This is a genomic window from Corynebacterium kozikiae (assembly GCF_024580965.1).
GTDB classification, from domain to species: domain Bacteria; phylum Actinomycetota; class Actinomycetes; order Mycobacteriales; family Mycobacteriaceae; genus Corynebacterium; species Corynebacterium kozikiae.
In genome coordinates this window covers 122,214-142,312 of the sequence record NZ_JANIKJ010000001.1, presented here as the reverse complement: position 1 = coordinate 142,312, position 20,099 = coordinate 122,214, and the positions used below count along the sequence as shown (strand labels likewise).

Annotated in this window: 19 protein-coding genes; 6 read left to right on the top strand and 13 right to left on the bottom strand. The window is 60.7% G+C overall.

Annotation, left to right across the window (positions count from 1 at the left end; all coding sequences use genetic code 11):
• Window positions 1-3: 3 nt before the first annotated feature.
• The 4 genes from rsmH to NQ018_RS00620 all read right to left on the bottom strand — a co-directional run bounded on the left by rsmH (window position 4) and on the right by NQ018_RS00620 (window position 3,156).
• Window positions 4-1,116 carry a 16S rRNA (cytosine(1402)-N(4))-methyltransferase RsmH gene (rsmH, locus tag NQ018_RS00635; protein WP_257057505.1) on the bottom strand — a complete coding sequence of 371 codons (1,113 nt, stop codon included), beginning with the start codon at window positions 1,114-1,116 and terminating at the stop codon, window positions 4-6.
• A gap of 158 nt (window positions 1,117-1,274) precedes the next feature.
• Entirely contained in the window at window positions 1,275-1,706 is a 432-nt protein-coding gene (gene mraZ, locus NQ018_RS00630; protein WP_257038029.1) for a division/cell wall cluster transcriptional repressor MraZ, read from the bottom strand.
• Window positions 1,707-2,172: 466 nt separating this feature from the next.
• On the bottom strand, window positions 2,173-2,592 hold the full coding sequence (locus tag NQ018_RS00625) for an SCO2097 family morphological protein (protein WP_257038028.1): 420 nt from the start codon (window positions 2,590-2,592) through the stop codon (window positions 2,173-2,175).
• 132 nt (window positions 2,593-2,724) lie between these two features.
• Entirely contained in the window at window positions 2,725-3,156 is a 432-nt protein-coding gene (locus NQ018_RS00620) for an SAV_6107 family HEPN domain-containing protein (RefSeq protein ID WP_257057504.1), read from the bottom strand.
• Window positions 3,157-3,381: 225 nt separating this feature from the next.
• Here NQ018_RS00620 and NQ018_RS00615 point away from each other — a divergent pair, with 225 nt between their 5' ends.
• Entirely contained in the window at window positions 3,382-3,963 is a 582-nt protein-coding gene (locus NQ018_RS00615) for a GNAT family N-acetyltransferase (protein ID WP_257057502.1), read from the top strand.
• Here NQ018_RS00615 and metF read toward each other — a convergent pair.
• On the bottom strand, window positions 3,960-4,952 hold the full coding sequence (gene metF / locus NQ018_RS00610; RefSeq protein ID WP_257057498.1) for a methylenetetrahydrofolate reductase [NAD(P)H]: 993 nt from the start codon (window positions 4,950-4,952) through the stop codon (window positions 3,960-3,962). The genes NQ018_RS00615 and metF overlap by 4 nt on opposite strands.
• Before the next feature lie 264 nt (window positions 4,953-5,216).
• Here metF and NQ018_RS00605 point away from each other — a divergent pair, with 264 nt between their 5' ends.
• From NQ018_RS00605 to NQ018_RS00595, 3 genes are all read left to right on the top strand, one after another.
• Window positions 5,217-6,251 (top strand): polyprenyl synthetase family protein, encoded by a 1,035-nt coding sequence (locus NQ018_RS00605; protein ID WP_257057887.1) that lies wholly within the window; start codon window positions 5,217-5,219, stop codon window positions 6,249-6,251.
• 1 nt (window position 6,252) lies between these two features.
• Complete coding sequence (locus NQ018_RS00600; RefSeq protein ID WP_257057495.1) at window positions 6,253-7,728, top strand: alpha-(1->6)-mannopyranosyltransferase A; 1,476 nt, start codon at window positions 6,253-6,255, stop codon at window positions 7,726-7,728.
• Between the two features lie 92 nt (window positions 7,729-7,820).
• Window positions 7,821-8,735 (top strand): 3-hydroxyacyl-CoA dehydrogenase, encoded by a 915-nt coding sequence (locus tag NQ018_RS00595; RefSeq protein WP_257038023.1) that lies wholly within the window; start codon window positions 7,821-7,823, stop codon window positions 8,733-8,735.
• Window positions 8,736-8,752: 17 nt separating this feature from the next.
• Here the strand turns inward: NQ018_RS00595 and NQ018_RS00590 are convergent, their stop codons facing one another.
• Entirely contained in the window at window positions 8,753-9,142 is a 390-nt protein-coding gene (locus NQ018_RS00590) for an Rv2175c family DNA-binding protein (protein WP_257057492.1), read from the bottom strand.
• A gap of 38 nt (window positions 9,143-9,180) precedes the next feature.
• On the opposite strand from NQ018_RS00590, the gene pknB reads away from it, so the two are divergent.
• Window positions 9,181-11,409, top strand: coding sequence for a Stk1 family PASTA domain-containing Ser/Thr kinase (gene pknB / locus NQ018_RS00585; RefSeq protein ID WP_257057475.1), 2,229 nt, complete (start codon window positions 9,181-9,183; stop codon window positions 11,407-11,409).
• A 4-nt stretch (window positions 11,410-11,413) separates the two neighbouring features.
• On the opposite strand, the gene NQ018_RS00580 is transcribed toward pknB, so the two are convergent.
• Together NQ018_RS00580 and NQ018_RS00575 are read right to left on the bottom strand one after the other, a co-directional pair.
• A complete protein-coding gene (locus NQ018_RS00580) occupies window positions 11,414-12,802 on the bottom strand; it encodes a class II 3-deoxy-7-phosphoheptulonate synthase (protein WP_257038020.1) in 1,389 nt (462 codons plus the stop codon).
• 101 nt (window positions 12,803-12,903) lie between these two features.
• Window positions 12,904-13,413 (bottom strand): polyadenylate-specific 3'-exoribonuclease AS, encoded by a 510-nt coding sequence (locus NQ018_RS00575; protein WP_257057473.1) that lies wholly within the window; start codon window positions 13,411-13,413, stop codon window positions 12,904-12,906.
• A gap of 104 nt (window positions 13,414-13,517) precedes the next feature.
• Here NQ018_RS00575 and NQ018_RS00570 point away from each other — a divergent pair, with 104 nt between their 5' ends.
• Window positions 13,518-14,744, top strand: a complete 1,227-nt coding sequence (locus NQ018_RS00570; RefSeq protein ID WP_257057469.1) for a glycosyltransferase 87 family protein — start codon at window positions 13,518-13,520, stop codon at window positions 14,742-14,744.
• On the opposite strand, the gene NQ018_RS00565 is transcribed toward NQ018_RS00570, so the two are convergent.
• The 5 genes from NQ018_RS00565 to NQ018_RS00545 all read right to left on the bottom strand — a co-directional run bounded on the left by NQ018_RS00565 (window position 14,745) and on the right by NQ018_RS00545 (window position 19,724).
• A complete protein-coding gene (locus NQ018_RS00565) occupies window positions 14,745-15,476 on the bottom strand; it encodes a lysophospholipid acyltransferase family protein (RefSeq protein ID WP_257057467.1) in 732 nt (243 codons plus the stop codon). It abuts the gene before it with no gap.
• Between the two features lie 82 nt (window positions 15,477-15,558).
• Window positions 15,559-16,536 (bottom strand): ROK family protein, encoded by a 978-nt coding sequence (locus tag NQ018_RS00560; protein WP_373566878.1) that lies wholly within the window; start codon window positions 16,534-16,536, stop codon window positions 15,559-15,561.
• Between the two features lie 82 nt (window positions 16,537-16,618).
• Window positions 16,619-17,752, bottom strand: a complete 1,134-nt coding sequence (locus tag NQ018_RS00555) for a glycosyltransferase family 4 protein (RefSeq protein WP_257057464.1) — start codon at window positions 17,750-17,752, stop codon at window positions 16,619-16,621.
• 72 nt (window positions 17,753-17,824) lie between these two features.
• A complete protein-coding gene (locus NQ018_RS00550) occupies window positions 17,825-18,850 on the bottom strand; it encodes an NlpC/P60 family protein (protein ID WP_373566877.1) in 1,026 nt (341 codons plus the stop codon).
• Between the two features lie 256 nt (window positions 18,851-19,106).
• Entirely contained in the window at window positions 19,107-19,724 is a 618-nt protein-coding gene (locus tag NQ018_RS00545; RefSeq protein WP_257038014.1) for a C40 family peptidase, read from the bottom strand.
• Between the last annotated feature and the right edge of the window lie 375 nt (window positions 19,725-20,099).

Genomic DNA, 20,099 nt, shown 5'->3' with positions numbered 1-20,099 from the left:
GTGCTAGCTTCCGTAAGTCGTGTTGGTGGTGCCGGTTGTGCTGATACGTTCTGGGGGTTGCAGTGCTTCAATTGCTCTCACCCGCACTGATGCCGCCCTCGGGTTTTCCTCAATCTCCTGCGCCGAGGCCTTTTCCGAGCCCCTGGTAACAAGCTTGAACTTGGCCTCCATACCCGGCAGATCCATGGGCAACCCGGGCGGAGTCTTCGCAGTGGAGGCCTCTGCGAAGTGACGCTTGATGATCTTGTCTTCCAAGGACTGGTAACTCATGAACACCGCGCGGCCGCCCTCTACGAGCCGCCCCAGCACTTCGGGGACAACCTGCTCGATAGCCTCAAGCTCACGATTTACCTCCACGCGAAGCGCCTGGAACGTGCGCTTCGCTGGGTGCCCACCGGTGCGCCGGGTGGCCGCGGGAATCACCCGGTAAAGCAACTCAACTAGGCGCGCTGAGCTGTGGAAAGGCTCTTGCTCGCGCTCTTTGAGCACCGCCGTGGCAATCTTGCCGGCAAAGCGCTCATCACCATAGGTCTTGAGGATGCGGGCCAGCTCGCCGTGGCTGTAGGTGTTCAGAATGTCCGCCGCGGTGAGCTCCTGCGTGGGGTCCATCCGCATATCCAACGGTGCGTCTACCCGGTACGCAAAACCGCGTTCCACCTGGTCAAGCTGCATGGAGGAAACGCCCAGGTCAAAAAGCGCACCCGCGAAGCCCAACTCCAAGGCGACGGCCGCCGGACGGGCCTTACCTGCTGTTGCTGCCGCTGCTTCGAGGGGCTCCGCAAAGCGATCAAAGCGGCAGTGCAGCCCCAAGAAGCGGTCCCCAAAACCCTCCAGGCGCTTCTTCGCCTTGGCCAGGGAATCCGTATCCCTGTCCAAGCCAATCACGCTGGCCTGGGGAAACGTGCGCAAGAAGTATTCGGTGTGTCCGCCGGCCCCAAGGGTGCCGTCCAAAATCACGGCATTCTCACCGAGCTCCTCAACCTTCGGGGCGATGAGCTGCGCCATACGCTGACGCATCACAGGGACGTGGCCTTGGTTTTCTTGGATGTCGTAGGAGACGGCTGCTTCAGCAGCTTGCGGCTGTTCCTGTGGTTGCTGTTCGTGCTGTTGAGACATGCGCGCCGTCCCCCCTTTCATGTGAGTGCGCTCGGTGTGGTGCGAGGCTGGTGTGCATAGAGCCCTACCCGAAGCGCTTTCTGATGTCGGGGAAGTACACCAGAACGCAAGGCTTCGAGCAGAGTCCTTACGAACACCAGCATTGAATGCAGTTGTGTTTAGAGCAGGTCTCCAAGGAACTCACCGTCTGCGGTGGAGAACGAGGCCTCCGTCTCAGACTGGTAGCGCTCCCAGGCTTGGGCATCCCAGATTTCGAGAAAATCCACTGAACCAATCACCACGCACTCCTTGGTCAAGCCCGCATACTCACGGTGCGCCGCAGAAAGCGTGATGCGCCCCTGACTATCTGGGCGTTGCTCATCCGCGCTGGCAGCCAGGTTGCGGATGAAGGCACGTGCCTCAGGGTTGGTGCGAGAAACCGCCGCCGCTTTCCGTGCACGCGCGGTGAACTCTTCACGCGGATACACGGCCAGGGAGTGGTCCTGCCCCTTTGTCACCATGAGTCCCCCCGCGAGGTCATCGCGAAACTTCGCGGGAAGGGTGAGTCTGCCTTTGTCATCAAGTTTGGGGGTGTAGGTGCCCAAAAACATGGCACATGCACCTCCTTTTCATGACAACCGCAGAACCCGTGCACAGAGGACTGAAGTGTTTTTCCAGATTTTGGATGTTCCTGCAGTAACCGCACAGACCCCCTTTGCATGGAGCAGCGCCGTCACTGCGACCCACAATACCCCACTTTGCCCCACCTACAATAGGCGGCACCGGATTTCTCAAAAGATTTTTGCAGTTTTTTCTTAGCTTTGCCTGCAGTTCTGTGAGTTCTCTGCCAGTGGGGCAGCTTATACACCGCGGACTGTGCGCCGAACTGAAACGCCTGGAACATAAGTCACACTGCACTTCAGCAATCCCAGTGGTTCATCCCGTGAACAGGAAAGGAAACATCGGGTGGGGCAAAGTGGGGAATGTGGGGCAAAGTGGGGAGCATCGTTTGGGCATAAGAAAAGGCAGGCGTTTCCGCCTGCCTTTCGATGATGCGTTCCTGCGCTCCTGCGCTCGTTACTCCTCAAAGCGCTTTCTGAAGTTTTCCTCCATGCGGGAGCTGAAGCCGTTTGAGGACTGCTTCGTTTGCGAGCCTCGAGCACCTCCGCCTGCTGGGTACAGGGACGCTCCCTGGCCATTCGCCGCGGCACCCGAGGCACCCCCACCGGACTTGAGCATCCAAATGCCGCCGGCCAGCATCACCAAGAACCCGGCGATGCTAATGCCGATGAAGGCCAGGGATTGTTGAGCCAACGCGACGCCAGCCACGAGCATCACCAGACCGATGACGACAACCGCTACGCCCCGTAGGGTGAGGGCACCGCTTCCCCCGGTACCCTCTGCCGCTTTGACGCTTGCACCGAACTTTGGGTCATCGGCAAGCAGGGAGCGCTCGATTTCTTGCAGCGCGCGGCGCTCTTGCTCTGAAAGTGCCACCTTGGACCTCCTGTTGTGCTGTGTATTCCCCCAAGTTTTTGGGTGCCATTCACTCCTAATAACCCCCACACTAATAGGAAAGTTCCCATGGTGGCGAAAATTGGTGAAACCACAGCACAAACCACCTGCCACCTAGGCGGCAACCGGACCTTCCTGCATTCCCGTGAGTTCAGCGTGGAACTCCCAAACTTTGTACTGGAAGGCCAAGATTCGCTCGGCCGTCATAGTGTGGCTCAGCCCAGAAATCATGCGCCGGTGGGTTTGGGAATACGGCTGAAATACGTCCGCCCACTGGGCAGCTTGGGCATCCACCATGCGGAGCTGATCCCAGGCACCCGAAGGCTTACGCACTCGCTTGGCCACCGGGGATTCCGCAATCCTCGCTCCGGCGAGGCGCAGTGAGGCTTGATAGGCGTAGTCAAAGGCGCAGACCTGATCCCCCGCCTGCAAGCTCTTGGAGGATTCCGCGAGCAAATACTCAGCATTGACCACAAGCCGCTGCTTCTTACTTGCACCATTTCCGCCACGCATGGCACTGGTTGTTGCGGAGACGATGGTAGACATTTGGGGGTCACTCCTTTCAAGGTTTCTGCAATTTGTTCGAACTAGATCCATTGGGTGGATCCGTATGGCCCCTGACTCTATGCACAGCCCCTGACACACAACCTCTCAACTACCCACCATCTTAGTACATCTGTTCGAAATTTGGAACAGTCTTTTCGAACTCAACGGATTCCCAAACGGGCAATACGCGTGTGTGATTGATGAAAAAGTGGTTCCATTGAGAGCGTGACGTGCCCCAGCTCCAAAGAATTCACCATTGTGGCATTAAGCCGCGTGGAGTTCTCCACGCATGTCCCCACGTTTGTGGACATCTACGTGGAAGCGATGGGCTACCAGGAAAGCTTCAAGCGCAATGCCATTGAAAGCTGGCGCCGGGCAGTGCTCGAACAGGGTTTTGTGGGCTTTTGTGCCTTGGTGGACTCCCAGCCCGCCGGCATCGCCTATGGGTTTTTGGGCAGGCGCGAACACTGGTGGGATCAGCAACTACGGCGGGGCATCCGCGAGCAATATGGGCGTGAACGCTTCACACCAGACTCACCCGCACAGCGGATCTTGGACAACTACCTGCAATTGGCAGAAATCCATGTGAGCCCCGCATTTCAGGGCTTGGGCCTTGGCCGCGCCCTGCTTTCTGCAGTAGAGCAGCGCCAGGGCGCGTCGGCAATCCTCCTTTCCACCCCGGAAGTACCAGCAGAAAGCAACCGGGCGTTTCACCTGTACCGCAGCTTTGGCTATCAGGATGTGCTCCGCAATTTCCTGTTCACCGGCGATGCGCGGCCCTTTGCGGTGTTGGGAAAAGTGGTTTAGCGGACGGCGTCGTGGCCGTAAGCAGTGCCCCAGGCGGGCGCCATCCCCAGGTTGTGGAGCACTTCTTGGGTGGCGCGGGCGTTGTTCATGGTCATGAAGTGAATGTCAGGCACGCCCTCGGCGATGAGACGCTCGGCCATGAGAGTGGACACCTCGATGCCAACCTTGCGAATCTCCTGCGCGTTCGCTTCTTCGTCACCAGCAGCCGCGGCGTAGAGGCGTTCCTCGAGCTTCTTGCCAAGCGTTGCCCCAGAAAGCTCGATTTGCCTGCGCACAGACCGCAAGCTGGTGATCGGCATGAGCCCCGGAATGATGGGCTTGGCACCGTGCTCGGGGTCAGCGACGGCGAGTCGGTCACGCAAGCGCAGGTAGTAGTCCACATCAAAAAACATCTGTGTGATAGAAAACTCCGCCCCGGCGCGCAGTTTTGCCAGTGTGAACTCGGTATCCGCCTCCAGCGAAGGCGCGCGGAAATGCCCTTCCGGGAAGGCCGCGATGCCCACCTCAAAGTGCTCCGTTTCCTGCGTTGCCCGGACGAGCTCGATGAGTTCCGCGGCGTAGTCTAAACCGCCTTCGGTTGGGGTCCACGGCCCCAGGGGGTCGCCCCCTGGTGGGTCACCGCGCAGGGCGAGCAGGTTGGATAGGCCCGCCGACGCATAGCCGCGCAAAATCTCCAGCAGCTCCTCGCGGGTGTGGTTCACCAAGGTGAGGTGCACCAATGTGGTGAGCGGGTACTGCGCCAAGCGCTGCGCGATGCGCATGGTGCGTTCCCGGCTGGAGCCGCCGGCGCCGTAGGTGACAGACACGAACGCGGCACCGAGGTCGTGGAATGCCTCGGCCGCCTTCCAGAGGCGTTGCTCGGCGGCGTCGTCACGTGGGGGCATAAACTCCACGGAAAAAGGGATCCTGCCTGGGCTTGGCGAGGCAATAACATCCGTGATGGCGCGCTGGTATGCCGCTCGTGGCTTGTGTTCCGCGTGTTCCTGCATGCCCAATGAGTGTAGTGGGCACGAGCGCGGTTCCCTCAGTCAGCGCCCCCTCGAGGTGAATAAATTTTTCCGCACGCCAGCGGCGTTCTCTCGTGCAAGGCCGACCAGCGCAGCCCAACCGCTAGACTGCTAGGGATAGGAAGGGATATGAAAGCCCTTCGCGGGACTCTTGAAAGGACTACAGTGCCCAACCCAGCTTCTTCCGACGCGGCCAAGGCCCGCAGTGACTTCCCGATCCAGCGCGTGCAGGCACACTTAGAGGCAATGTTTACCCAGCGCCGCCCCGAGGTTGCCAAGCTTGGTGCTGAAGTTGAGGAGGCCGCTGGGTTGCTGGAGCGTTTTGTGCTGGACGGCGGCAAGCGGGTGCGTCCAATGTGCGCGTGGCTGGGTTACCAGGCGGGGTTGGCTTCTCTGAAAGCAGCGGCAGTTGAGGATGAGGACGCCGTGCTGCGCGCGATTTCCGCACTGGAGTTGATTCAGGCTTGCGCACTCATCCATGACGACATCATTGATTCCTCCCACACCCGGCGCGGGAAGCCCACGGTCCATCGCAGCGCGCAGGCATTCCACGAGCAGCGGGGTTGGCGGGGAAACTCCGCCCACTACGGCGTTTCCGTGGCGATTCTGGTGGGTGACCTCGCGCTTTCCTGGGCAGATGACATGTTCCTCACCGCGGGACTGAGCCCCGATGCTCTCCGCCGCTGCTTGCCGGCGTGGCGGGCGATGCGCACCGAGGTAATTGGGGGGCAACTCTTGGACATTAGTTTGGAGGCCGCCGGGAGCGACGACCCCCAAAAGGCGGCCGTGGTGAACCGCTTTAAGACCGCCGCCTACACCATCGAGCGCCCGTTGCATATTGGCGCCGCGATTGCCGGGGCCGAAGAAACCACGATTGCCGCTTTGCGTGGTTTTGGCGAGGATATCGGCATTGCCTTCCAACTGCGCGATGACCTGCTCGGTGTATTTGGAGACCCGGAAATTACCGGCAAGCCCGCCGGCGACGACCTTCGCGAAGGCAAGCGCACCGTATTGGTGGCGCAGGCCGTGCAAACGGCGGCACAGGAAGATCCCGAGCTCGCAGCCCAGATCCGCACGGGTGTGGGATCGGTAAGCACCCCCGAGGAGATCACCGCACTTGCCCAGCTCATCTGGGACACTGGGGCGCCGGGGCACGTCGAGAAGCAGATTGACTCCTTGGTGGAACGCGGCCTGAACCGTCTTGATCAGGCATCGATCCCCGCCGCTGTGCGCGAGGTGTTGCGTGAATTGGCACAGCGGATGACGAAGCGGCAGGCATAGCATGGACAGATTGATGGCGCGGGTGCGCAGCTTGTTTGCGGCAATTGACCCGGTGAAGTTGGGCGTGGTGGCCTCAACGCTCGTTGCTTTGGGGTCCTTCGGCGGCGGTGCGATCCGCCAAAGCGGCGGTGTGCTGGAGTTCCTGGGGCTGGAGTTCCTGAAGTTCGGCCATGGAGCCGGCATTTCCAACGTCACGTTGTGGCTGGGCACCTTGCTGTTTGTGCTGGCCTGGATCGCACTCGGGGTGCAGATACAGCGCTACGCATTAGATCAGATGCGCCGCGTGCTCCTGTGGTGGGTGGTGCCGCTGGTGTTCGCGGCGCCGATCATGTCCAGGGATATCTACTCCTATCTCATGCAGGGCACCTTGCTGCGCGACGGCTTTGACGCCTACACCCAAGGCCCCGCAGTGAACCCCGGTCCGCTGCTCACCGAGGTTTCTCAGGACTGGCGCAACACCACCACTCCCTACGGTCCGCTGCACCTGTGGCTGGGCGAGGCCATCACCAGCGTCACCGGGGACAACATCACTGCTGGTGTGGTGATCTTCAAGGTGCTCAGCGTGGGCGGTTTTGCCTTGATTGCCTGGAGTGTGGCCGCAATTGCGAAACACCTCGGGATGGACCCCGTGTGGGCGCTGTGGCTAGGCGTTGCCAACCCGGTGATGGTGTTCCACCTGGTGGGCGGCATGCACAATGAATCCATGATGGTGGGGCTAGTGATGCTCGGCTTGTACTGGGCGCTGCGTGGGCGCTTCTACCCCGCCGTGGCAGTCATCGCGGTAGCAATGGCCCTGAAGGTTACCGCCGCATTCAGCTTGCCATTTGTGGTGTGGATTGCAGTCCGGCGGCACAAGCAGCGCACGTTCGGTTGGTTTATGGCCTACGCGCTCAGTGGTGCTGCACTCACGATCGCGATGCTCGCCCTGATCACCTATGCTTCTGGGGCTTCCTGGGGGTGGATCGCGGCGCTCACTGGCAATTCCAAGGTGATCAATCCGCTGGCATTCCCCTCCCTGTTTGCGGGTTTGGTCAGTCAGGTGGGATCGCTGTTTGTTGAACCGTTCCCCTATAACAGCGTTCTGCAGGTCACTCGCACGGTATCCATGGGACTCATGGCCCTTGGCTGTGTGGCGGCATGGTGGTGGGGCCGCAATTCGCAGGTACAGGCGCTGCGCGGCACCGCGGTTGCGTACTTGGTGGCCTTCTTCTTCAACGCCGTAACCCTCCCCTGGTACTACGCCAGCATCCTGCCGCTGCTGGGACTTATCGCGCCAAGCAAGAGGGTCCAGCAGATCGCCATCATTCTGAGTGTGGCGATCGGCATGGCGTTTACGGGCAGCGGCAATCACCAGCTCTACCAGCCGTTCTGGATGACCATCTGGGCACTTTTGGGCTTCGTCGCGGCGATGTGCATTACGGTGAAGCAGGAAAAGCGGGAAGTTTTGTTGTCAGATCAACAAAACATTCATGCCTGAGTGAAAACAATCCTATGCGATTGTGCTATCTGGAGTAGCGTACAGGTTATATCCACCAGATATCTCTTAAGACCCTACAAAGGAGCACGATCATGGCACGCACATTTACCACCGTCACCGTTTTGGGCAGCGGCGTTCTTGGTTCCCAGATCGCGATGCAAGCGGCATGGCACGGCAAGAACGTGATCGCTTACGACCCATTCCCCGCCGCTCTAGAAAAGCTCCCCGACCGCTGGGAGTTTATCCGCCAAGGCTACGCCCGCGACCTGGACGACTACAGTGACGAAGCCTTCCAGGCCGCAGTCGAGCGCATCACCCCCACCTCGGACCTCAAGGAGGCAGTCGGCGATACCGACCTCATCATCGAGGCCGTCCCCGAAAACCTTGACCTCAAGCGCAAGACCTGGCAGGAGGTTGGCGAATTGGTGGATAGCCGCACCCTGCTGGCAACCAACACCTCCTCCCTCCTCCCGAGCGACTTCGCCGATGCCAGCGGCTCCCCCGAACGGTTCTTGGCCATCCACTACGCAAACAACGTGTGGCTGCGCAACACCGCGGAAATCATGGGTACCGAGGCCACAGACCCCGAGGCAGTGCAGGACGCTATCCGCTACGCCGAGGAAACCGGCATGGTTCCCGTGCATGTGCACAAGGAAACCCCCGGCTACATCCTCAATTCGCTGCTCATCCCCTGGCTGTTCGCGGGTGCTGAACTCTACGTCAATGGCGTTGGCACCCCAGAGGAAATTGATAAGGCGTGGCGCATTGCCACAGGCTCCCGCGTTGCCCCATTCACTGCCTACGACACCGTGGGATTCAACGTAGCCTCCCACATTGCAATCAACTCCGAGGACCCCGCCCAAATTAAGTTCGGCAATCTTCTCAAAGAGGCAATCGAACAGGGCTTCTCTGGCAAGGCAGACCGTAAGGGCTTCTACCTTTACAACGAAAAGGGTGAGCCCACCGAGCCAAACCCTGAGTGGGTGGAGAAGATGAAGGACTTCTAAGCTCGCCGCTTGGAAATTTAGAAAGCAGATGCCTGGGCGCGCCGCATGACTTCCCTTGCAAGGTGGCCATGCAGCGCGTCGATAGGCCTTCCCGGCAAGGTTTCATCCTCAGTGAAGAGGTACTGCAGGATCTCTGCGTCGGTGTAACCGCCGTCGGAAAGCAAGGCGATCACGCCGGGGACAAAACGGTTGGTGGTGGACTTGGCGGAAATGAAGGCCTTGGGAATCTTCTTGACGCCGTCTTCGAGCACCGCAAGGATTTTGTGCTCGCCGAGCTGATCAAACACGCGGGTTACGGGCACGCCCAAACGCTCAGCGTAATCGGCAACGGTCAGCGTTGGCTCACCTTCGGGCAAAACAGTATGCGGTGGAAACTTTGAACTCACGCCACCTAATCTAGCGCACATTTCACACCAACCCTTGAGGATCGTCCATACTGGGAGGCATGGCATTTCTACAGTCCGGCGATCTTTTGGAAAACCGCTACCGCATCGAAGCACCGATTGCGCGTGGCGGCATGTCCACTGTGTACCGTTGCACCGACACCCGATTGGGGCGCCTCGTGGCCGCCAAGGTGATGGACGCACGCTACGCCGGTGACGCCGTTTTTGCCCAGCGATTCCGCAGGGAAGCTCTCTCCATGGCAAACCTCACCCACCCCAACATCGTGGGCGTGTACGACTTCAACGCAGAAGGCGAACACATCTTCCTCATCATGGAGCTCATCCACGGCGGCACCCTGCGCGAACTGCTCGCGGAACGCGGCCCGCTGCCACCGCACGCCGCGGCAGCCGTAATGCGTGACATTCTCACGGGCCTTGCAGTGGCCCACCGCGCAGGATTGGTACACCGCGACATTAAGCCGGATAACGCGCTGATTAACCAGGACCACCTGGTAAAACTCACAGACTTTGGCTTGGTCCGCGCAGCTTCCGCCGCGCAGGCAACCGGGCACCAAATCGTGGGCACCGTGGCCTACCTCTCCCCCGAGCAGGTCAATGGGGATGAAATCGGGCCGGCTTCCGACGTCTACTCCGCGGGCATCCTCCTGTTTGAGCTCCTCACCGGGAAAACCCCCTTTGCCGGAGACACCGAACTCGCCCACGCCTACCAGCGTCTGCACACCCCAGTGCCACAGCCCAGCAGCCTCACACCAGGCACGCCAAAGCTGTTCGACGAACTCGTGGCCACCGCTACCTCCTTGGACACCAGCGAGCGCTTTGCCAACGCCGGCGAGTTCCTCAATGCACTCGAGGACGTGAGCCAAGAGCTCGGTCTTCCCGCCTACACCATCCCCATCCCGCAGCATGCCGCCGCAAGCGAACACACCGCCGTGGTGCCGCTACAAGATGCCACGATGGTGACCAAACACATCGCCGAAGCCACCTCCGCACCCACAGAAGCACCCACAGAAGCCACCTCCGCACCCACTCCGGAACCGGCGCCTGAACCGGCACCTGTGGCTGAAACGACGGTGCAGCCGCACGTAGTCGCTCCCCCTGCACCTGTGGCGCCTGTGGGCGTCGGAAATGCTCCCGTGCCTGCCGCCCCCGCCCCCGCTCCCGTCCCCGCTCCTGTTCAGAGCAAACCCGTGACGAACCGCTCGAAGGCGGCCACGTTTTTCTGGTCGCTATTCGTGATGCTCCTCACCGCCGCGATCGCCGTGGGCGCGTGGTGGTTCGGCTCGGGGCGTTACGGGGAGATCCCACAGGTGCTGGGCATGGACCAGGTGGAGGCCGTCGCCGTGATCCAAGAAGCTGGGTTCAGCGCGAGCACGGAGAGCGTGTATAGCAACGAAGTTCCCGAGACGCAGGTGGTTGGCACCGTCCCGAGCGAGGGCGAGCGGCAGGTTCGCGGGCGCGAGGTGACGGTGCTGGTGTCGCTGGGCCAACCCGAGGTGCCTAGCTTCAGCGCGCAGGACACCTTTGGAAGCTACGCCGCCGTGCTGAGCCAGTATGGGCTTCGCGCCGTGGAGGCGGAGGAGGAGTACTCGGATGATGTGCCGGCGGGGTACGTGAGCAGTACTTCACCCGCCGTTGGCAGCACCGTTGCCGTAGATTCCGAGGTGCGCGTTGCCGTTTCAAAGGGCCCTGCACCCACCACCATTCCGAACGTCGCGCAGCTCAGCGAAGAGGATGCGCTCAAAGCCCTGGAAGAGGAGGGCTTGGACGTGAACGTCACCCGCAAGTTTGATGCGGAAACCGAGGGCGGAAACGCCATTGGCACCGTCCCCGCGGCAGGCACCACGCTTCCACGCGGCTCCAAGGTGACCCTGGAAATCTCCACCGCCGTGGAAATCCCCGACGTCGTCGGCATGACCCGCCAAGAAGCCACCACCGCCCTCGCCGAAGCCGGCATCGTGGTGGAAGGCGTAGCCCGCGCAGATTCCGAAAGCGGCTCGAGCGCCGACGAAGTCACTTCCCTCAGACCCCGCGAAGGCACCCTGGTAGACCCATCGCAGGCACGGGTCACGCTGAATCTCGCGGGGCTTGTCGACGTGCCCAGGGTCATAGGTAGCAGGCTCGACTCGGCCGTGCAGCGCCTCGAGGATGCCGGGTTTAGCGTAGAAATCACAAACAGCACCTCGCCTGACGGAACAGAGCGGGTGCTGTGGCAATCCCCATCCGGCGGAAGGGCGGAGCCAGGCTCCACCATCCGCCTGAGGGTGGTCTAGAGGGTTAGTTTCGCAGCATCTCAGCAACGAGGAACGCGAGCTCCAGAGACTGCTGAGTGTTCAGACGTGGGTCGCAGGCGGACTCGTAGCGGCCTGGCAGATCCACATCCGTAATGTCCTCTGCGCCACCCAAGCACTCGGTGACGTTTTCACCGGTCAACTCGATGTGGATACCACCTGGGTGAGTACCCAGGGCGCGGTGGACCTCGAAGAAGCCCTGAACCTCATCGATCACCTTGTCAAAGTGGCGAGTCTTGTAGCCATTGGACGCGGTGAAGGTGTTGCCGTGCATTGGGTCAGACTGCCAGATCACCTTGTGACCGGACGCCTCAACGGCAGCCACGATGCCTGGGAGCACGGTGCGGACCTTGTCGTGACCCATGCGCGCCACCATGGTCAGGCGGCCTGGCTCGAAGTTTGGATCGAGCTTATCCGCGTAGGCCACAGCCTCCTCAGGGGTAATACCCGGACCAATCTTGATGCCAATTGGGTTGGCAATGATGGAGGCAAAGTTTACGTGGAAATCGTTGATGTCACGGGTGCGCTCGCCGATCCACAGTTGGTGTGCAGAGAGGTCGTACAGGGCAAGCTCGCCCTTTTCGTCCTTTGCCAGGCGCAGCATTGCGCGTTCGTAGTCCACCACCAAGGCCTCGTGGGAAGCGTAGAGGTCTGCTGCACGCAGCGTCTCATCGTCTACACCACAAGCGTCCATGAAGCGCAGGCCGCGCTCGATCTCCTGGGCAAGTGCCTCGTAACGGGCACCCGCTGGGGAGGAAGCAACGAACTCGCGGTTCCACTCGGTCAGGCGGTGCAGGTCTGCGGTACCGGAAGTAGTGAGTGCTCGAACCAGGTTCATCGCAGCGGATGCGTTTGCGTACGCGCGAATCATGCGGGCGGGGTCGTGGCGGCGGGACTCTTCCGTTGCCTCCACACCATTGACGATGTCTCCACGGTAGCTTGGCAAGCCGTGCTCATCAATGTCCGAGGAACGAGGCTTTGCGTACTGGCCAGCGATGCGGGCCATCTTCACCACCGGGGTGGAAGCACCGTAAGTGAGGACCACTGCCATCTGCAGCAGCGTCTTGATGTTTGCGCGGATGTGTGGCTCAGTGTTGGACTCAAAGGTCTCAGCACAGTCACCGCCCTGCAACAGGAAGGCGCGACCTTCTGCAACATCCGCAAGCTGAGCCTTCAACTTCTGCACTTCAGAAGCCACCACGATTGGCGGCACAGACTCCAGGATCTTGCGAACATACTCAGCCTGGGAACGGTCCCAGCTCGGCTGCTGCTTTGCATCGCGTGCGACTGCATCCTCAAATCGCTCCTGAATGCCGTTAGGCAAAGGAGGGAGATCAGGAAGCGCTTCTTTGGGGATATCTACTGTCCAACTCACACCCATATTCATAGCACGCAATTAATTTTGGTGCCATTACCCCAAAAAACCCTATTAAAACAAGCGTTTGCCCACTCCGTGCTTTGTGAAGCGCCAGGCAGTTACCGCGACACCGCGCCCCTCTTGTTCAATGGCAAGACGCGCGCGCACACCTCGAACTTGCGCAAGTTGTGGCGGGCGTCCACGAGGGCGTCATGGTTGCCGGCGGGCAACTCCGGTAGCTTTGGGCGCCCCGCCATCTCCCAATACTGGCGCAGCTCCCTTGTATAGCGCGGGATCGCATTTGGCAGGCCCGCCATGTCCCCCCAAAGCTGCGCCAAAACCACATGGTCATACGCACCCACCCAGGCCCACAACTGTGGCGGGGTTGGGGCATCTGTAAGAAAGGCAAGCACATCTGAGCGGATGCGTTCATTGCTACGCCACACATCGCTGGAAGGGTTCGGGAGCTTGTCCAGCACATTTTCACGCACCCATCGATTCGCCTTCCCCAACTGGGCGTCTGTGCTCACCGCATAGTATTCTCGGCCGTCCTCAGCCACGATGCCAATTGAAACAAGGTCGATCGTGCGGCCATCCTCAATGAATTCGGTGTCATAAAAATAGCGCACAGACCTTCCCCAATCGTTGTTTGCAGCAAGAGCTTTCGGAAGCCAAGAGTACACCCCCTTTTCGCGTCCCTCGCGTCCGCCCGTTTGCTACGCTCAACCACATCATGAACGCCAGTGTCCCTCGCCTCAACACCGCTTTTGGGCTCCTCGTTGTACCCCTTGCGGTAGTTGCACTGTGCTTGTGGGTCATCGACCCCCTCTCATTCTGGCGCGAGGATCTCCCCCTGATCCGCTATCACATTGACTACGACGTCTACCGCCACGGCGGCGCAGCATTTCTCGCAGGCGAACCGCTGTATTCACAGTTGTACTCCGTAGCCGGGATCAACCTACCGTTCACCTATCCCCCATTTGCCGCCCTACTGTTTAGCCTGCTTGCAGTGATCCCCCTGGAACTCGGCAGCACCTTGTTTACCCTGGCAACCGTGGCCGCCCTGTGGCATTGTGTGCGGCTCACGCTGGCGCACGTCGGTACCACTACGCCTCGTGCAGGCACACTGGCCGCTGTCATCACCATGCCGCTGCTCTTCTTGGAACCCGTGCGCGAGACCTTGGGCTTCGGGCAGATCAACGTGCTGCTCATGTGGCTGGTGATGGTGGACACCCTCCACGGCAAAGATGGTTCGGGGTTGTTCGGCAAATTCCAAGGCGTGGGCGTTGGCATTGCGGCAGCGATCAAGCTCACCCCGGCAGTATTTGGGCTGTATTTCTTAGTGCGCAAGCAATGGAAGGCGGCATCTTACGCTGTTGCTTCGGGAGTGTTGTGCAGCGCGCTGGCGTGGGTGATTTCTCCAGAGACTTCACGGGAGTACTGGATGGAGACGGTGCGCGAGCCATCGCGAATCGGTGGCCTCGCGTGGGTGACCAACCAGTCTTTTGAGGGATTTTTACAAAGGAATCCGCAGCTTACTGAGGCGAGTTGGCTGGGCTTGAGCCTTGGGTTGATACCGCTGGTGGTAATCGTCATGCTGCTGCTCGTGCGGCGCGGCGCCTTCCCGGCAGCGCTGCTTGCCAACGCTGCGGTGGCGCTGTTGTGCTCGCCGGTGAGTTGGTCACACCACTGGGTGTGGATGGCAATTCTGTTGGTCTATACGGGTGCGCTTGCACAGCGCTATTGGGCTACAGGGCGGGGTCGTAGGCGGGCCCGAGCGCTGGCGGCAGTCAGCGGGCTCACGGCGTTGATCGCCGGCGTGGGTCCACATTGGCTTCCCAGCACCGCCCTTGTGCTATCCGAGGCCTACATCCTCTTCACCCTGGCGCTGCTCGTAGCGGTGCCCGCGGTGGTGCTGTGTGGCGGTTGGCGGGCACCTACAACCCCAGCTCCAGCCTGATCAGCGCGCGCCCTCCGGATAGCCCTTGCCGGCTTCGAGGGAGGCCTTCACGTCCGCGGCATACATGTCCACATACGGCTGCCCCGCGAGCTCAGCGAGAATATGCATCATCTTGTCGGTGAAGCCGCGCACCGCCTCGTGTGAGTCCGGGGCAAAACCCTGCTCCGCTGCCCACGCGCGCGCGTCGATAGGCTCCCCCACTTTGATAATGACCTTTGCCGGGCGAGGCACCCAGGAACCGATAGGATTCGCGTTTCGGGAGCCGATCATGGCAACCGGCACCACCGGCGCCTCGTTGCTCAGCGCAATGCGCGCCATGCCGGTCTTGCCGCGGTAGATGCGGCCGTCTGGCGAGCGGGTGCCCTCCGGGTAGATGCCAAAGACCTCGCCTGCGTCCAGCACGCTCTTTGCCGCGGCGAGGAGCTTATCCATGGCATCAGGGGCGTCACGGTCAATGGGGATTTGCCCCACCGAGCTAAAGAACCACTTTTGCAGCTTGCCCACCGCGCCTTCGGTGGTGAAGTACTCCTTCTTCGCCGGGAACACGATCTGGCGTGGGCACAACAGCGGCAGGTAAAAGGAATCCATCACGGCCTGGTGATTGGACACCAGCAGCGCCCCACCCGTTGCCGGAATATTGTGTGCGCCAATGATCTCTGGCCGGTTGTACACCCGTAACAGCGGCCCCACCAGGATGTGCTTAAACGTCCAGTACCACTTGTTTTGCTGCATCGTGCGCTCCTCGGCTGGTCCTCGGCAGGGGTGTGTGGGCCGCCTTGCCCAGAGGGTGGAAGCACAGGTGCTATGGCATGCGCTAGAGCAGCCCGCGGGCAAGATCAGATACTCCGATCATACCCGCATCACCGCCCAGTTTTGCTACCGAAACGTCCGGCAAAGGGCGATACCCCGCCCCCACAATTTGCTGCGCCATGGCCTTTCGAGCGGGCTCAAAATAAAGATCTTGCGCGTCGGAGAGGCCACCCCCGATCAGGATCAATCCCGGGTCCAGCACATCTGCCACAATGGACAGCGCTTGGCCGAGCCACGAGGAAAACTCCGCGAACACCTCCAGCGCCAAGGGATCACCGGCGCGAGCGTGCTCCATCACGGTCTTCCCGCTCAAACGGGAGACCCCCCGAAGGGAGGAGGGGCGTTCCGACGCCGCCAAGATCTCACGTGCCGAGGTTTCCAGTGCGGTGCCGGAACAGTAGCGCTCAAGGCAACCGCGCTTGCCGCAGGCACACTCACGGCCGTCGCGCACCACCGTGAGGTGGCCGAACTCGGGGGCGGTGCCAAACGCGCCGCGATAGATTTCCCCGCCGGTCATCACCGTGGCCCCGATCCCGGTACCGATTGCGAACAACACCCAATTGTCTTCACCCTGGGCCGCACCGAATTGATACTCGCCCCACGCCGCGGCGTTGGCGTCGTGCTCCAAACGCACCGGCAGCCCCAGCTTCTCGGCAAGGATTGCTCGCGCTGGTCGGTCGCGCCACGGAAGATGCGGCGCGAAGCGCACCGTTTCACACTCCGGATCCAAAAAGCCCGCCACAGCAATTCCCACAGCTTCCACCGGGTACTCTCGCTGCAACTGCTCCACGAGTTCAACGATGCCTTTGTCCAAGGCCTCGGTGGTGCTTTCCGTGGGGCGTTGGCGAGAATCGAGGATTTCGCCCTGCGGCGACACAACCCCAGCGCGCATGTTCGTACCGCCGATGTCAATTCCCACCGTGAGGCTTTGCCCCTCAGTGAGGCTTTGCCCCGTGGGGACTTTGCTAGACATGGTGGTCATGGTGGTCATGGATCCGCCTTCACTTGCTCACTTGACCTGCAAAAATGCAGACAACCTTGTCAGTATAGCAAGTGCTGTTGGATTAATTGCTCAGCAAGGCGCGCAGGCGGGCGCCCATCACTTCCCAGGTCCACTCCCCCAGCACATGCTTTCGCCCGGCCGCGCCCATTGCCTGCGCATGGGCGGGATCCTCCAGAATCGCCGCCACCGCCGCGGCCACCTTGGGAACGTTCCTGCCGTCGACCACCACACCACTGGATTCTGTGACAGTTTCCGGCGCCCCACCGGAATCACCGGCAACCACGGGAACGCCGCAGGACTGTCCCTCCAGGAACACGATCCCCAGACCTTCTACGTCCAGACCCCAGCCACGGGTCCGGCACGGCATGGCAACAACACTTGCCACCTGAAGCCAGGACACCATTTCCTCCTCGCTCACCCTGCCTGTGAAGCGAATCGAATCGGCGCTCGGGCTAGAGCTGGCCATGTGCCGTAGCTTTTGTTCATAGCTCCCCTGCCCCACCAGCACGAGCTGCGCCTGCGGTACACGTTCCTGGATGAGAGGCAGCGCGCGAATCAGCGCGTCCTGGCCCTTGCGGGGCACCAGCCTGGAAACGCACACCACGAGCGGCGCCTCCTTGGGAGCCTTGAGGTCTGCGAGCACCCGTTCGCGCTGTCCAGTGGGCAAGGGGGCGAAGCGCTCCGGATCCACGCCGGAAGGCAAGTGCGCCCACGAGGCGTTGGGGCCGAACGCCCGACGAAACCGCCGCAGCGTATATCCGGAAATGTAGGTGATCACATCGGTGTGCTCACCGATGAACCGCAACGCCTGGCGGGCCCCCGGCAGCATGGACCACCCCACCTCATGCCCATGAGTGGAGGCAACAACGCGGCGCGCACCTGCCTTGTGCGCAGCCTTCGCCATGAGCGCCAAGGGAGCTGCGGCTCCAAACCACACCGTGTCAATCCCGAAGTCGTTGATGAGCTGCGCCATCTTCTTTGCTGTCGCCGGGGTAGGCAGCATCACCTTTCGCGGCCAGCGAACCACCGGGAAGGGCAACAAGGCATCATATTCCCGTGCAGCGGCGGAATCCTGCGTGGAGGCAAACACCACCACATCAGCGGGATCGAGGGTGGTCAGAAAATCGCGCAGGTAGGACTGGATCCCACCGATGGTGGGTGGGAAGTCATTGGTGACAAGCAGCACTTTGCCCATGCCTGCAGCCCTGCCTTCCTTGAGTGCTTTGCCACGCCGCGCCGTCGGTACCCGCGGTGGCGTTGGTGGTGACTAGTAACGGCGTGCGCCGTAGAACGGCATGGAGTCTACAGGAACAACCTGGACGGGAATGCCGTAGTCAGACGCGTGGATGAGCATGCCGTTGCCCGCGTAGATACCGACGTGGGTGGCACCTGGATAGTAGCCAACCACATCGCCAGGCTGCAGCTCCGCGCGGCTCACGGGAGTACCACCCGCCATCTGCGCTTGGGAGGTGCGCGGGAGCGTCTTGCCCTGCTGCTGGTACGCCCAGAACACCAGGCCCGAGCAGTCGAAGGCGTCTGGGCCGATTGCGCCCCAGGAGTACGGGGAACCCAGTTTGGTCATTGCCGCAGTGAGGGCCTCCATGCCCGCTGCGTTGGAACCGGTAACACCAGCAAGCGAATATTCAACCGGGCCGTTCTTCGCTTCCCACAGCGCACGTTCTGCGGGGCCGAGGGCGCTCACCTTCTCCTGGATTTCACGGGCCTTCGCCTCAAGCTCCTCCTGCTGGGTGAGGAGTTCCTTCTTGCGCTCCTCCAGATCCAACTGCTTGAGCTGCGCACGAGCCTTCGCGCGGGTGAGCTCTCCGCGGCGCTCCACGGCTTCCTCGCGCGCCTCAGTGAGCTGCGCCAGGGCGCTATTTGCCTTGTCCCCAAGGAGCGTCATGTACGCCGCACGGTCAAGAGCGTTTTGCGGATTCTCCGCGGAAATGGCGTTGGTGAGCGGGTCAATAGTGGCACCGCGATACTTCGCAGAGGCAATGCGGTTCACCTCAAAGCGGTACGCCTCCTGCTCGACGATTGCCGCATTCACTTGATCCGTAGCTTGAGCCACATGAGCGCTCAATTCCGCAACCTCTTGCCCGCTGGTCTCCAGGTCAATTTCGAGTTGCTTGACTTCCTCATTCTTGGCGCCCGCTTCCGTGGAAATAGTTTCCATAGATGCGATCAGCTCCTCGATGTTTTGAGCATGAGACACCATGGTGACGGAAGTAATGGGCACCAATGCAGTGCAGGTAGCGGCAACGAGGAGAACGCGGGAAAACTTCACAAACATTCCTGGGGGTGGGGCAGCTAAGAGATCAGCCACAAGACTAACAAACTAAGAAAATCATGAACGTACACACTATAAACGCAGTGCGCGCTACGCATAACATTGCCCAGCAAAACAGTGACCACTGTGGCTAGTGTGACTAGCGTGATGAGGCGAAAGGACGGCGACTAAACGAACAAAAAGTCCCCCTCCTGGCAGGGAGAGGGACTGCCACCGCTCGCGCGGTTATTGCCATGCTATTGCCATGGTTCGTGCACACTTAGTAGCGCACGGCAGAGTGGAACGGCATGTAGTCGATTGGGGTCTCGGACAGCGGCGTGCTGGAGTTCAGCGCGTGGATCACGGTGCCGTGGCCGGTGTAGATGCCAACGTGGGATGCGCCGGAGTAGAAGGCCACGATATCGCCAGCCTGGAGCTGATCGCGGGACACCTTCACGCCACCGGCTGCCTGCGCGTAGGAGGTGCGCGGAATAGCTTTGCCAACCTGCTGGTACACCCAAGTGGTGAAGCCAGAGCAATCGAAAGCATTAGGACCTGCTGCACCCCACACATAAGGGGAACCAATCTTGGTGCGAGCAATATCTACGATCGCCTGACCAGTGGAAGGGGTCTGCACAACTGGGCCGGTGACGGCAGCGTTGTAGTTAGCCCCGGCCTGCTGACCCAGGGAAGGAATCCACTGCTCAACGCCTGGGACGGTCTGAATGCCCTGAACGTTCTCAATACCGGCCACTTCAAAGCGAATTGCAGTACCTGGCACAACAACTTCAGCAGCTTGTGCTGGGTTTGCAAGGACTGCAGATGCGCCCATTGCTACAGCGGAGGCTGCCGCTGCGTTACGGGCAACGTTGTTGCTTGGTTTACGGTGCTTAGCCACAAAAATCTCCAAATCTCATCGCGCCTACCAACTCGGCCCACACAAACCCTTTCGGGCCCTTGATACCGAGCGGCTCCGTTACTCTCCCCTACACACTTGGCCTGATCGTGCTTCCCAGTTCCAAGGGCGTTCTAGAGGAGTAAGGAACGGCGTCTTGCGTTCTTGGTTGTTCAAGCATCCCAAGCGGATTGCTTTGAATGTCTCGATTAGGTTACGAAACCACAACGGCGATGTCTAGTTACCACGCCGATTTCCAATTGTTACACCGCCGTTATCTAAACCGTCATGTCATGGCAATTCAGAAGTAGTTACCTGAGAAAACCGAGAGACTTTGCTTCCCCACGCCTCCTGAGGTTGGCCTTCGCGGTTTAGTTT